We start from the raw sequence: 14,408 nt of genomic DNA, 5'->3' as shown, positions 1-14,408 counted from the left end.
CGGCAACACCGTGGTCGTCATTGAGCACAACCTGGATGTGATCAAATCCGCCGATCATATTATCGACCTGGGACCGGAGGGCGGCGAAAAGGGCGGGCATATTATCGTGGCCGGGCGCCCTGAGGCAGTAGCGGATTGTCCGGCTTCACACACCGGGAAATACCTTAAACCTTTGTTAGGAGTTGCCCAAGGTGGAAAAGCTAAAAGAACGTCTTAAAGACATACCCTGTAAACCAGGGGTTTACTTGTTCAAGCACGGTGACGGCCGGGTTATATACGTGGGCAAGGCGAAAATCCTCAGAAATCGACTGCGCTCCTATTTTCAGCCCCCTCATCGCCTGGACCCCAAAGTGAGAGCGATGGTCAGCCGGGTGGCCGATTTTGACTATATTGTTACCGGCAGTGAAGTTGAAGCCCTGATTCTGGAGAACAACCTGATAAAATCTTATCATCCCCGCTATAACATTTTTATGCGCGATGATAAGACCTACCCGTATCTGAAGATCACCACCGCCGAACCATATCCGCGGGTATGCATCACCAGGGAGAAAAAGGACGGGGTTTCGCGCTACTTTGGCCCCTACACCGATGCGGCCGCTTTAAAAGAGACCGTCAAGCTGCTTACCGGGATCTTTCCTTTGCGCACCTGCAAAACCTTGAAAAAGCAGCCCCGTCCCTGCTTGAACCGGGATCTGGAGAAATGCCTGGCCCCGTGCAGCAGTGGGGTAACAGTTGAGGAATACCAGCAATGTGTGGCTGGGCTGATCCGCTTTATGGAGGGCCATCATGCCGAGGTGATCCAGCAAAAAGAGCGGGAGATGCAGGCCGCCGCCGCCGCCCTGGAATTCGAAAAAGCGGCCCGCCTGCGGGATCAGATTCAGAGCATTCACAGCCTGGACGCCAGGCAAAAAGTCAGTTTTGACAAGCCCTACCACCTGGATGTGGTGGTGACTGTAGTAGACGAAAAGCCATATTTGGGCCTGGTTTTCAAAATCCGCTCCGGCCGCATTGTGGGCAAAGACACCTACTGGCTGCACCCGGCTATGGATGAACCGGGAGAAGAGCTGAGCAGCTTTTTCCTGCGCCAGTATTATAGCGAAAACCACGATATTCCCGATGAAATCGTGATGAATATGGTTCCCGCCGACTTGATTCTGCTGCAGGACTGGTTTAAGGAATTGACCGGCAGGAAGACCAGCCTGCACCGGCCGCAGCGCGGGGAAAAGAAAGCCCTTTTGGACATGGTCCAAGAGAATGCCCGGTTATTGAGAGAAGAAAAACAACAGGCTGAAGAGCACTATCAAGGCGCTTTACAGCAGTTGAGCCGGGATCTGGAATTGGAGGTTGTCCCTCAGCGCATCGAAGGCTACGACGTATCCCACTTAGGCGGGGAGGAAACCGTGGCATCAATGGTGGTGTTCACCGCCGGCAGGCCAGATAAAAAGAACTACCGCCGCTTTAAGATTAAGATGGCGCAAAACAATGACTATGCCTCACTGGCTGAGGCTTTAAAGCGCCGCTTTACTGAAGCCGGACAGGGCAACCCGGCTTTTTTGCCTGAGCCCGATTTAATCATGATTGACGGCGGTCTGGGACAGCTGCACGCTGCACAGGAGATCCTCAAAAACCTCGAAATCGACGTTCCGGCAGTAGCCCTGGCCAAGCGGGAAGAGACCATTTTCCGCTCTGATGGAAGGCCCTTGAAGCTGCCCCGCCGCAATCAGGGACTCATGACTCTGCAGCGCTTGCGGGATGAGGCCCACCGCTTCGCAATTGAGTATAATCGCCTGCGCCGCGGTAAAAAATTAACTAAATCCATTCTGGATGATATAAAAGGTATCGGTGCGCGGCGCAAAAAGCTGCTCCTGGAATCTTTCGGTTCAGTGGCCGCCCTGAGCAGGGCCTCACAGGAGGAAATCGCCTCGGTCAAGGGTATCGGCAGGAGTGCCGCCCAGGCCGTATACCGGGTCCTGCACCCTCAGGATGAAGGTTCTTAATATTCTACAAATAGTATTAGTAAAAAACAAAAAAATCCCATATTATTAAAAGAAAGACTAACAACGCAAATAGCGGCGTTTAACATGAAGGGGGCTAAGGATATGATTCAGGGATGGGTCCTGAGGTGGGCTATCAACATACTGGCCATCGTACTGACGGCCGCACTTTTGCCCGGTTTTCAGCTGACTTTGTGGGCAGCGATTGTAGGCTCGTTATTCCTGGGGGTTATTAACGCTTTTATTCGACCTTTGCTTTTGCTGGTAACCCTGCCTTTTAATATTCTTACCCTGGGCCTATTCACCCTGGTGATCAATGGGTTTATGTTGTGGATCACAGCGGTTACCATACGCGGCTTTGAAATTGACGGGTTTGGCTGGGCCGTACTGAGTGCCCTCGTCTTGAGCTTGATCAGTGCGGCCGGGAGCTATTTTGTTGAAGACCGCATGTTTCGTTTTAAATAAGCTGGCGGGAGAATTGAATTTTTAAACTAACCGGGCCGGCCGTGCTCGGTTTATTATTTGTCTTGAGCCGGTTTGAGGAAGGAGATACCATGGGCATACGATTAGTGGCAATTGATCTGGACGACACCTTGCTGGATTCGGGATTGCGCATCTCGCCGCGGTGTGTCAGTGATATTGAAAATATTCGCCAACAGGGTATACTGGTCACTCTGGCTACCGGGCGCATGTACCGTTCGGCCTTGCCGTTTGCCCTGAAACTGGGCATGAATATCCCCTTAATCACCTACCAGGGGGCCCTGGTAAAAGACACCTATTCTCAGGAAGTGCTGTATTTCAGGCCGGTGGGCGAGTTGGCCCCGACAGTCATGGAATTCCTCAGGGAGCAAGGGGTTTACTTTCACACCTATTTCGACGACCAGCTGTGTGTGGAGAGCGACAGCCCTGAGGCCATCGCTTATTCACAGCTGGCCGGAGTGGAATTAACCTTTATGCCTGATCTGATTAAAGCCAGCCGCAGCTTACCGGCTTTTAAGATTATGGCCATCTCAAACCAAACCAGTAGTCTCGACCCTATAGAAGCTGATCTGAGAGAGCGCTTTGGCCAGGAACTATTCATTACCCGATCCAAGCTGCATTATCTGGAAATTATGCACCGCGATGCCAACAAAGCCAGAGCCCTGCAGCTGGTAGCCGAACACTATGGCATAAAACAGGCCGATGTTCTGGCTATCGGAGACAGCTATAACGATGTGGGCATGCTGGCCTGGGCGGGCACCGGGATAGCGGTCGGCAATGCGCCGCAACTGGTTAAAGAAGCTGCTGATCATGTGACCGCTTCAAATGATGAGGATGGTGTGGCAGAGGCCCTTGAAAAATGGGTTTTACACACCGAGGCCGGCCCCGCTGTACAGCGACAGGCATAGTGGAAAGCTGACTCGGGGAAGATAAAATGGAAACTTTCAGCTTGAGAAATGCTCATCCTATTAAAGGATTATCTGTTTATAAAGGAGAGGTTATTATATGTCAGAGAGCGCTATCCAGGAGCCAATGAAAAGCTATCTCTACGGTTTGCCCGAACAGTTCGACCGGTGTCTGGAAATGTCGTATCAGGAGGTAGAACGCTATCAAAAACCCTACCATAACGTGATGGTATCCGGTCTGGGCGGGTCCGCCATAGGCGGCGATATTTTAAGAACCTATGCCTTCCAGCAAGCTGCCATTCCGGTTTTTGTTAACCGCGGCTATGACCTGCCCCGGTTTGTCAACCAAAACACCCTTTTTGTAGCGGTCAGTTATTCCGGCAACACCGAAGAAACCCTGGCGGCTTACGAAGAGGCCAAAAACTGCGGGGCGCAGATCCTGGCCATTACCAGCGGCGGCAAACTGGCTCAGAATGCCCGGGATGACGGCAATACCGTGGTTGCCATCCCCGGCGGCTTATCTCCCCGGGCTGCGACTGGTTATCTGCTGGCTCCCCTGCTATTATCCCTGCAAAGCGCCGGTATATTAAAAAACGTGGAGGCGGACATAAAAGAAACCGCCGCTGTTTTGCACAGCCTGAGGGATCTGTTGCAGCCCGCTTCTCGAGAGCGGAATATAGCGCAAAGCATAGCTGGCCTGATTAAAGATGCTGTGCCTGTGGTGTGGGGAAGTGCCAACTGCACGGAACCGGCTGCCCTGCGCTGGAAAGCTCAAATCAATGAAAACGCTAAATGCCCCGCTTATTACAATGTCTTTCCGGAACTCAATCACAATGAAATTGTAGGTTTTGAAGCCCCCGCAGAGCTGCTCGCAAAAATAGCGGTTATCATTCTCAGAGACAGCCGCGATCACCGGCGGGTGCAGCAGCGTATGGATATAACCCGTAATCTGATTGAAGATAAAGTAAAAAAGGTTATTGAGGTCGAAAGCGCCGGGGAATCCCTCTTAGCCCGTATATATTCCCTGATCTATATAGGCGACTATGTGAGTTATTATCTGGCCTTAGAGTATGGCATCGACCCCACCCCGGTCAAAGTGATCGATTACCTTAAGCAAGAACTGGCCAATTTGGAATAGACTGCAAAGCACAGGAAAACAGGTGATCAAATGCGCTTTTTCGGTGATTATCATACTCACACCCGTTTAAGCGATGGACGGCAGACCATGCGGGATATAGTTGCGGCGGCTTATGAGCAAGGCCTGCAAGAGGTGGCTGTCACCGACCACGGGCCTATGGCGGCCGTGATCGGTGTCAAAGATGCCTGGGCCTGCCTGTACAGCAAAAGGCAGGCTGCCGAACTGCAAAAACAATACCCCGATATACGCATACTTATCGGCGCTGAAGCCAATATCCGGGACCTAAACGGTACGCTGGACATTCCTGATGAAATCATTGGTGAACTGGATCTATTAATAGCCGGTATCCATCCCTATACTATGCCCACCTCGGTCCATGACGGCATGGCCCTGTGGGTGCAAAACTCACTGCGCCACCTGGGCAGAAAGCAGTCCCGCAAAGCCCTGGCCGCCAACACCGACGCGTTAATTGCCGCAGTAGAGAACAACCCTCAGCTGGATATCCTTTCTCATCCGGGGCTGTTCTTTTCTATTGATGTTAAGGCAGTAGCCGAGGCCTGCAGCCAAAATGAGGTCTTATTTGAAATAAATTGCGGCCATAACCACCCCCCTATTTCTGATATAATAGAAGCGGAGCAAACCGGGGTTCGCTTTATTGTCAACAGTGACGCTCATTTCCCGGAAACAGTGGGGGATTTAGCTTACGGCAGCAGCCTGGTTGAAACTCTGGGGCTTGATGCCCAGCGCGTTGTGAACCATGCTGCCGGAGGAGGGATTGCCGCATGGGGGAAAAAAGGGAGAATCTACACATACTCATCATTACCGGATTATCAGGAGCCGGCAAGACCCAGGTGATCAACTGCCTGGAAGATATGGAATACTACTGCGTTGACAATCTTCCTCCGGTTTTATTGACCAAATTTGTTGAATTGAGCCTTCAGTCTGAAGGCAAAATCGACAAAGTAGCCCTGGTCATAGACGCCCGGGGGGGAGAGTTTTTCTCCGACCTGGCCCGCTCTCTGGATGATCTTAAGCAAGACCAGATTCCCTATGAAATTCTTTTCCTGGAGGCCTCTGATGAGGTCTTAATCCGCCGCTTCAAAGAATCCCGGCGCCGCCATCCCCTCTCCAACACCTGGCGTTTGCAGGAAGCCATTCAAGTAGAAAAGAACATGCTGGAAGAATTGCGCGGATCGGCCAACGTGGTTATCGATACCTCGACACTGGCACCCCGGGAATTGAAAGATAAACTGACCAGCCTCTATGCTCATCGCCAGATGCATGGCTTTACGGTCAATGTAGTCTCCTTTGGTTATAAACTGGGTATACCTATCGATTCGGACATAGTCATCGATGTTCGCTTTATCCCCAATCCCTTTTACAATCCTGTCATGCGAAGCATGACCGGTGAAGACCGGGAGGTTATCGATTACGTGCTGGATTCCACCATCACCAAATCGTTCGTGCGGCGCTTCGTGAATCTCATGAAATTCTTGATCCCACATTATATAAACGAAGGCAAAACTAATCTGGCTTTATCTATCGGCTGCACCGGAGGACAGCACCGTTCGGTAGTTCTGGCCGCTTACATCGGTGAGCAGCTTAAGGAAATGGGATATAACGTAATTATCAGACATAGAGATGTTGCAAAGTACAAATTGGAGGAGTAAATGAATCGGATCAAGTCTGAACCTCGAATTGTTGTCATCGGTGGCGGTACAGGTTTGTCAGTTATGCTCAAAGGGTTAAAGAAATATACCTCGCACTTGACTGCAGTGGTTACCGTAACCGATGACGGAGGCAGTTCCGGCCGGCTGCGATCTGAGTTGGGGGTTTTGCCGCCGGGGGATATACGCAACTGCCTGGTTGCCCTGGCGGAAACAGAAACCTTGATGGACAAGGTGTTCCAACATCGCTTTAATGCCGGGGATGGACTACAGGGACACAATCTGGGCAATCTGTTACTGGTAGCCTTGACTGAAATCGCCGGCGATTTTGTATCAGCTATCCGAGAAGTAAGCCAGGTCTTGAAGGTTCGAGGCCAGGTTCTGCCAGCCACCCTGGAATACGTAACCCTGGCGGCCAAAATGATAGACGGCACCACTGTAAGTGGCGAGACCTCGATACGTCATCATGATCAAAAAATAGAAAAAGTCTATCTGATACCGGAAAAATGCATGCCAGCTCCGGAAACCCTGGAAGCCATCCGGGAGGCCGACGCCATAATCCTGGGACCGGGCAGTCTGTATACCAGCATCATCCCTAATCTCCTGGTACACGGGGTGGTTCCTGCTATTGAAGAATCACGTGCCGTTACCTGTTATGTGAGCAACATTATGACTGAAAAAGGGGAAACTGATGATTACAGCGCCGCCGACCATCTGCGGGTGATTCTGGAACATTTGGGCAAACAGATCATCGATTATGTGATCGTTAATTCAGGTTCAATTGATGAAGACCGCCTGGAGCGCTACAGGGAAGAAAACGCCGTGCCGGTAAAGACTACCAGCGGGGAGATCATGGCCATGGGCGTAAGGCTGATTGAGGAGAATCTGGTCTCCGACACCGAGGTAGCCTGGCATGAGCCCGACAAACTGGCTCAGGTTATTATTAATATCATAGAGAATAATGCCGAGTCATAGTTGGCGAGGAATTAATGGATGAGTTTTTCAAATCAGGTAAAAGAGGAACTGGCCCGGGAGATTTCCGATAAGGCTTGCTGCCGCCGGGCCGAACTGGCCGCCCTGGTTCATGTCAATGGGCGGATCATAAAAACAGATGCCGAGCGGCTGAAATTGGTGGTGCAAGCTGAGCAGGCCGGAACCGCGCGTAAAATATACACCCTTATCAAGTCGCTATACGGCTTGCAGACCACAGTTCAGGCAGAACCCCGGCGCCGCTTTAAAAAGACCCGCATCTATGAAGTACATGCTATTATTAGTAATAGGGATGCGGACCTCTGGCAGAGGCTGCAGGACCTGAACGCCGCCAGCAAAAAAGGGAGACGCCTTGGCGCGGATCTCATCCGCAGGAATTGCTGCAAGCGCAGTTATCTGCGCGGGATATTTTTAAGCCGGGGTTTTATAAATCGTCCTGAAGGAGAATACCATTTAGAAATAATACTTCAGGAGTTGTCGCTGGTCAAAGAGATCCAGCGCTTATTATCAAAATTTAACTTATCCAGCAGGATGGTCGAACGCAAGCTAAACCTGGTATTATATATAAAAGAGGGAGAACAGATAGTAGATTTTCTCCGGGTGGTTGGTGCGCATAAAGCCCTGCTCGATTTCGAGAATGTGCGTATTCTCAAGTCTATGCGCAACAGTATAAACCGTCAGGTGAATTGTGAAACCGCTAACCTTGCCAAAATTGTGGATGCCTCAGTACGCCAAATACAATTAATAAATAGACTGGTTGAACTGAAAGGATGGGAATTCCTCCCGGCCCATTTGCGCGACCTGGCCAGGGTGCGAATCGAATATCCTGACAAATCCCTTAAAGAATTAGGAGACCTCTTGGACCCGCCTTTAAGTAAATCCGGGGTTGCTTACCGGATGCGCAAATTGGAGCAGTTGGCTGAAGATATCATCGAGATCTCCTTGAGAGAGAAAAAGATAGATAAATAAAGATAGAGAGATAGGAAGAGAAAGACCTGCCTGATATGAGAGGAAAGTTAGTATGCGCCTTACACATGACGTGATACTGGCCCAGCAACAGAAGCTGCTGATGACACCTGAACTTCGCCAGGCCATCGCTATTCTGCAGATGTCCTCACTTGAGCTGTCCGAATATATCCGCAATGAATTAGCGGAAAATCCCCTCCTGGAAGAAAAGACCGAGGTTGAGGAAACCGCGGATGCTCAAGAAGAATCCGAACCTGAGACCAACGATGACATCAGTGAATGGCTGGATGTATTCGGCGACAGTGACCGTGATACCTACGATGCGGGGGTAAACTACCAGGGCGAAGAGAAATCCCTGGAAAATTACCTGGCGCAAAAGCCCAGCTTATATGAGCATCTGGAGTTCCAGCTGCATCTTTTCAGCACCACCCCCGAAGAGCAAGAAATCGGCCAGTACTTGATCGGCAGCATAGACCAGAATGGCTATTTAACCGCCAAACTTGACGATGTAGCCCGACAGCTGAATGTTGACCTGGAAGAGGTTGAAAAGGCTCTGGAATTGATACAGTCATTCAATCCTCCCGGCCTGGGCGCCCGCGACCTCCCGGAGTGCCTGATTCTTCAATTGCGGCAATATGACAAGGACTCGGAAATCGCCCGCAATATCATCAATAACCACCTCACCGACCTGGCCCGGGGCAGATTGAACCACATCGCCCAGAAGGTTGGGGCTCCAGTACGGAAAGTCCAGGAAATCTGCGATTTAATCAGGACCCTTGACCCCAAACCCGGGCTGCAGTTCAGCGGCGATGAAATAAAATATGTGACTCCTGATGTGATTGTGGAAAAGATCGAGGGGGAATATGTGGTAATAATCAATGATTTCAACTTCCCCCGCTTGATCGTCAACAATATGTATGAAAGCATGCTTAAGCAGGCCGACGCGCAGTCTCAGGAAGCCCGCAAATATCTGGAGGAAAAGATTGGATCAGCCATATGGCTGATTCGCAGCATTGAACAGCGGCGCATGACCTTATACCGGGTTTCACGGTGCATCGTCGACCTGCAGACCGAATTTCTGGATAAAGGGGTTAAGTATTTAAAGCCCATGACGCTTCGCCAGGTGGCGGAGATGATCAATGTACATGAATCCACCGTGAGTCGGGCTACCACCAATAAATACATGCAGACCCCCCAGGGCTTATTTGAACTCAAGTATTTTTTCAGCACCGGTGTGGAATGCAGCGGTGAAGACAAAGTTTCTTCCAAGAGCATCAAACATATGCTGCAGGACATTGTCGCCCGGGAAGACCCGCAGCACCCCATAAGCGATGAGGCCATTTCCCAGCAATTACAGGAAAAGGGCATTCGTATATCACGCCGTACTGTGGCTAAATACCGCCAGGAACTCAACATCCCTTCCACTTCGGCCCGCCGCCGCTATTAGGGCTGCCATACAGACCTGGCACCCTTTAAAAATTGACTACATATGTTATAAATAGATACCCGGGGCATAGTTGTTAAGCTTTTATCACACAATCTTGCATTATTTTTCCATGAATATGTTATACTATTGATAGTTTAAGGCGTTACTATATTCATGTTGGGGCAAAAATGCCCCTGAGGGCTATAATTATCCCGATTACAGATAGCCCTTAACGGGAGAGAGCATGGAAAGAGTATTTACCATAATGGAGCGATTTGCTCCTGATGCCATGGATTGCATCACCAACCGCTACAAAATGCTGAAGCAGATTATGCACCAGCAACCCGTGGGAAGACGGCAATTATGCAAAGTGCTGGGTTTAACTGAACGCATGGTGCGTGCCGAGATTGAGAACCTCAAATCCACTGGCCTGATCCACGCCACAACTGCCGGAATTTGCCTCAGCCCAGCCGGCGAGCACATTATGAACGAAGTCGATATTTTCGTTCCCTTCCTTTTCAATATTCAAAGTCTTGCCGAACAGATCAAGAATCGGTTCAACCTGCGGGAAGTCATACTGGTACCCGGTGATTCACAAAGTGATGAGATGATTAAAAGGGACCTGGGGCGGGTTGCCGCTGCCTATATGAAAAAGTCGTTGTTTCCCGGCTGCACTCTGGCCGTTACCGGGGGAAGCACCCTGGCCGAGGTAGCCGATGTTATCACCGACGGCATAGGCTTTTCTAATCTGATGGTGGTTCCGGCCCGGGGAGGTTTGGGGGAAGAAGTGGAACAGCAGGCCGGAACCATAGCTGCTCGGATTGCCAAAATTATTGGCGCCCAGTACAGGATGCTGCATATCCCCGACAAACTGCAAGAGGAGACCGCCCAGGCCTTAAAACAAGACCCCTACATAAAAGAAATAACCGATCTTATTAAATCTAGCGACATTCTTTTTCACGGCATCGGTTTCGCTATGGAAATGGCCAATCGCAGAGGTTTAACCGCTGCGGAAATTGCGCTTCTCCAGGCAAAGGGCGCGGTGGGAGAAGCCTTTAGATATTATTTTGATGAACAGGGCAATATAGTATATGAGGTTCCCGGAATTGGATTGGAATTGCATGATCTGGCCCATATTCAAACCGTGGTTGCAGTAGCGGGCGGCAGCAATAAGGCGCCGGCTATTAAAGCGGTGCTGAACGGGGGCCGGCAAACCGTTCTGATTACCGACGAAGGAGCGGCGCAGGCGATAGTGGGCTTACAAGATTAAGAAAGGTGGTTGAAGCATGACGATTAAAATAGGGATTAACGGCTTTGGCAGAATCGGCCGGCTGGTTGCTCGTATTGTTGTAGACCGGCCTGGTTTTGAGTTGGTGGCGGTAAACGACCTGGGAGACATCAAGGCCGGTGCTCATCTATTCAAGTATGATACTCTGCATGGCGAATTTAAGGGGAATGTATCAGTCGAATCTGACAACCTCATCATAAATGGCCAGAAGATCCGCTACATGACTGAGAAGGATCCCGCCCAACTGCCCTGGGCCGACCTGGGAGTGGATATTGTTATAGAAGGTACCGGCGCTTTCAGAAGCCGCAGCAAAGCCGGCAAGCACCTGCAGGCCGGGGCTAAAAAAGTCGTTATTACGGCACCCGGGGATGGCGTCGATCTGACCATGGTAATGGGAGTAAACGAGGATAAATATCAACCCTCCTTTCAACTTCTCAGCAACGCCTCCTGCACCACCAACTGCCTGGCCCCGGTGGCCAAAGTGCTCCTGGACGAGTTTGGAATCATTAAGGGACTGATGACCACGGTACATGCTTATACCAATGACCAGCGCATCCTGGATCTGGCCCACAATGACCTGCGCCGGGCCCGGGCTGCAGGGCAGTCCATGATACCCACCACCACCGGAGCGGCCAGCGCATTAGGCCTGGTCATTCCCGAACTGGATGGCAAATTGGATGGCCTGGCAATAAGGGTGCCAACCCCGGTAGTCTCGCTGTTAGACCTTACGGTGGAATTGGAGAAACCGGCCAGTAAACAAGATATAAATCAGGCCTTTTTGCGGGCCAGTCAGGGACGCATGCAGGGTATATTAAAATACACCGAGGTGCCCCTGGTATCCGCAGATTATCGCGGGGACAGCCATTCTGCCATTGTGGATGGGCTGTTGACCATGACCATGGGTGACAGAACCGCCAAAGTGGTGGCCTGGTATGATAACGAATGGGCTTATTCGATGCGATGTGTCGACATGGCCCAATATATAGCCGGCAAAGGCTAATAGTCTCTTTAAGACATACTATTTGGAGGTGCATCAATGCGTAGTGTTAGGGATGCTGAGGTTAAGGGAAAACGCGTCTTAATGCGCGTGGATTTTAACGTACCCACCGACAAAGACAATCATATTATTGACGATACCAAAATACGCGAGGCCTTGCCCACCATCAACTATATCGTCGAACAGGGTGGATGCCTGATCCTGATGAGCCACTTGGGGCGCCCCAAAGGTAAGCCGGAAGAAAAATACAGCCTGAAAAAGGTGGCAGACCGCCTCAGTCATCTTATCCACAGGCCGGTGGTCATGGCCCCTGGGGCTATTGGCCCGCAAGTGATCTCCATTGTTGAAACGATGCAGCCCGGCGATGTGATGTTATTGGAAAACGTGCGCTTTTATCCCGGGGAGGAAAAAAATGATGCGGATTTTTCCAAGGCCCTGGCGTCTCTAGGAGACTTATACGTAAATGATGCCTTTGGCAGCGCCCACCGCGCGCATTCATCCACTACCGGAGTGGCCCATTATCTTCCCGCTTATGCAGGTCTCTTGATGGAGAAGGAAGTGGGGATGCTCAGGCAGGTCCTGGAAGAGGGGCAGCAGCCCCGCATGGCCATTATGGGCGGGGCGAAGATTGCCGATAAACTCGGCTTGATCGACAATCTTATCGACAAAATGGACGTAATAGTGATCGGCGGAGGTATGGCCAACACTTTTCTAAAAGCACAGGGGATAGAGGTAGGCAAATCGCTGGCTGAGGACGATCTGCTGGATGAAGCCCGCCGCCTTTTGATTAAGGCGGAAAAACAAGGGATGGCTTTGATGCTGCCCGTAGATGTGGTGATCGCGGCAGAGATTTCGGCAGATGTTGCCGTCAAGACCGTGGATATAGAGGCTATCCCGGCGGATATGATGATACTGGATATTGGGCCCAAAACCGTCACCAGCTTTAAAAAGGCTATTCTCGAAGCACGGACCATCATATGGAACGGTCCCCTGGGGGTTTATGAATATGAGCCGTTTTCCCGCGGTACTCGCGAAGTAGCGCGGGCGGTAGCCGGTTCATCTGCTCTGAGTGTAATCGGGGGCGGAGACTCAGCCGCTGCTGTGCATGACCTGGGGGTGGAAAAGGGCATCACACATATCTCCACCGGAGGTGGGGCCAGCCTGGAATTCCTGGAAGGCAGAGAACTTCCCGGGGTGGCTGTCTGTGAGGCCAAAGCCACCGCATAAGCCGGCAGTGAGGGAGTTGAACCGGATGAGAAGACTGTTGATCGCAGGCAATTGGAAAATGAATAAGTTACAGGCTGAGGCCCGGGAATTCGCGGCCCAATTCCTACCCAGAGTCACCGGGGTAGAGAAAGTCGAGATGCTCATATGCCCCCCCTTCACCTGTCTTAGCGCTATGCAATCGTCCCTGGCGGGGTCCAGGGTTGTTCTTGGCGCCCAGAATATGTATGGGGAAGCCCAGGGGGCTTTTACCGGAGAAGTCTCTCCCGCCATGCTCGTCGATGCCGGGTGCCGGTATGTAATTATCGGCCATTCGGAGCGGCGTCAGATTTTGGGGGAGAATAATTTTGTAATCCATAAAAAACTGGCGGCAGCCTTGGAAAATGGACTAAGGCCGATATTGTGCGTAGGCGAGACCCTGCAAGAGCGTGAAAACCAGCTGGCCATGCAGGTGGTGCAGGAGCAATTGCAGCAGGCCTTGACGGGTTTAAATTTCCCGGCGGAACAGCTGGTGGTCGCTTATGAACCGGTTTGGGCAATCGGTACCGGCATCAACGCCAGCTGCAACGACGCCCAGGAGATGTGCCTGTTTGTTCGCAAAGGCCTGGAGTCTTTATTCAATAGGGAAACGGCTGATGGAATAAGAATACTGTATGGCGGCAGTGTTAAAGCCGACAATATTGCCAAGTTCCTGGAACAGCCGGATATTGACGGCGCCCTGATAGGAGGCGCCAGTTTGGAAGCGGCTTCGCTGGCTGCCATAGTTGGAGTAGGTGAAAATGTCAAATAAACCGATGTTATTGATGGTTCTTGATGGCTGGGGAACGGGTTCTCATTGTGACGGCAATGCCATTACCAACGCCAATCCCCGGAATTTTTACAGGTTTCGTGAAGAGTATGCTGCGACAGAATTAAAGTGCAGCGGCAAAGATGTGGGCCTGCCTGCCGGCCAAATGGGAAATTCCGAGGTGGGGCACCTCAATATGGGGGCGGGGCGTATCGTGTATCAGGAGATTTCCCGCATCAGCAACGCCATAGAGGACGGCTTCTTTTTTGAAAACCCGGTTTTGCGCGCCGCTGTACAATCTGCCCGCGATAAACAGGCTGCGGTGCATCTGATGGGTCTGCTGTCTGATGGCGGGGTGCACAGCCATATGGAACATATTCTGGCCCTGTTGGACCTGTGCCGGAGGGAGCAGGCCGGGAGGGTTTATGTCCACGCTTTCCTGGATGGCCGCGATGTGGGTCCCAAAACCGCGCCGCAGTACTTGCAGCAGCTGGATGAGTACATGAAATCTATCGGTCTGGGCCGGTTTGCCACCATCAGCGGCCG

The 14,408-nt window shown here is 51.4% G+C and carries 14 protein-coding genes and 1 pseudogene; all 15 read left to right on the top strand.

The features are described 5' to 3' along the window. Positions 1 to 217: hypothetical protein (locus tag B3W37_RS15040; protein ID WP_483176276.1), on the top strand; the 217-nt coding region annotated here is incomplete at its 5' end. Further along, positions 192 to 1,997 (top strand): excinuclease ABC subunit UvrC, encoded by a 1,806-nt coding sequence (gene uvrC, locus B3W37_RS15035; protein WP_481042325.1) that lies wholly within the window; start codon positions 192 to 194, stop codon positions 1,995 to 1,997. The genes B3W37_RS15040 and uvrC, both read left to right, overlap by 26 nt. Before the next feature lie 102 nt (positions 1,998 to 2,099). After that, on the top strand, positions 2,100 to 2,459 hold the full coding sequence (locus B3W37_RS15030) for a phage holin family protein (RefSeq protein ID WP_481042327.1): 360 nt from the start codon (positions 2,100 to 2,102) through the stop codon (positions 2,457 to 2,459). Between the two features lie 89 nt (positions 2,460 to 2,548). After that, positions 2,549 to 3,382, top strand: a complete 834-nt coding sequence (locus B3W37_RS15025) for a Cof-type HAD-IIB family hydrolase (protein ID WP_483176275.1) — start codon at positions 2,549 to 2,551, stop codon at positions 3,380 to 3,382. Positions 3,383 to 3,479: 97 nt separating this feature from the next. Beyond that, complete coding sequence (locus tag B3W37_RS15020; RefSeq protein ID WP_483176274.1) at positions 3,480 to 4,517, top strand: bifunctional phosphoglucose/phosphomannose isomerase; 1,038 nt, start codon at positions 3,480 to 3,482, stop codon at positions 4,515 to 4,517. 30 nt (positions 4,518 to 4,547) lie between these two features. After that, positions 4,548 to 5,372, top strand: coding sequence for a PHP domain-containing protein (locus B3W37_RS15015; protein ID WP_481042333.1), 825 nt, complete (start codon positions 4,548 to 4,550; stop codon positions 5,370 to 5,372). Beyond that, positions 5,300 to 6,187, top strand: coding sequence for an RNase adapter RapZ (gene rapZ, locus B3W37_RS15010; protein ID WP_481042335.1), 888 nt, complete (start codon positions 5,300 to 5,302; stop codon positions 6,185 to 6,187). The genes B3W37_RS15015 and rapZ overlap by 73 nt, the downstream gene beginning before the upstream one ends. Further along, positions 6,188 to 7,159, top strand: a complete 972-nt coding sequence (locus tag B3W37_RS15005) for a gluconeogenesis factor YvcK family protein (protein WP_481042337.1) — start codon at positions 6,188 to 6,190, stop codon at positions 7,157 to 7,159. Positions 7,160 to 7,177: 18 nt separating this feature from the next. Then, entirely contained in the window at positions 7,178 to 8,143 is a 966-nt protein-coding gene (gene whiA / locus B3W37_RS15000; RefSeq protein WP_483176273.1) for a DNA-binding protein WhiA, read from the top strand. Positions 8,144 to 8,195: 52 nt separating this feature from the next. Next, positions 8,196 to 9,587, top strand: coding sequence for an RNA polymerase factor sigma-54 (gene rpoN, locus B3W37_RS14995; protein ID WP_481042341.1), 1,392 nt, complete (start codon positions 8,196 to 8,198; stop codon positions 9,585 to 9,587). A gap of 223 nt (positions 9,588 to 9,810) precedes the next feature. After that, a complete protein-coding gene (locus B3W37_RS14990) occupies positions 9,811 to 10,836 on the top strand; it encodes a sugar-binding transcriptional regulator (RefSeq protein WP_481042343.1) in 1,026 nt (341 codons plus the stop codon). Between the two features lie 16 nt (positions 10,837 to 10,852). Continuing rightward, positions 10,853 to 11,854, top strand: coding sequence for a type I glyceraldehyde-3-phosphate dehydrogenase (gene gap, locus B3W37_RS14985; protein ID WP_481042345.1), 1,002 nt, complete (start codon positions 10,853 to 10,855; stop codon positions 11,852 to 11,854). Between the two features lie 36 nt (positions 11,855 to 11,890). After that, the gene (locus tag B3W37_RS14980) at positions 11,891 to 13,078 is read left to right on the top strand and encodes a phosphoglycerate kinase (RefSeq protein ID WP_483176272.1); all 1,188 of its coding nucleotides are present in this window, start codon (positions 11,891 to 11,893) and stop codon (positions 13,076 to 13,078) included. A gap of 25 nt (positions 13,079 to 13,103) precedes the next feature. Continuing rightward, entirely contained in the window at positions 13,104 to 13,865 is a 762-nt protein-coding gene (gene tpiA / locus B3W37_RS14975) for a triose-phosphate isomerase (RefSeq protein WP_481042349.1), read from the top strand. Next, a pseudogene (locus tag B3W37_RS14970) lies at positions 13,855 to 14,408 on the top strand (2,3-bisphosphoglycerate-independent phosphoglycerate mutase); the annotation flags it as partial. The gene tpiA and the pseudogene B3W37_RS14970, both read left to right, overlap by 11 nt.

It is taken from the genome of Syntrophomonas sp. UBA5494, from assembly GCF_002426325.1.
Note: the sequence above shows the minus strand (reverse complement) of the source record. Positions and strands in the feature narration are given on the sequence as shown.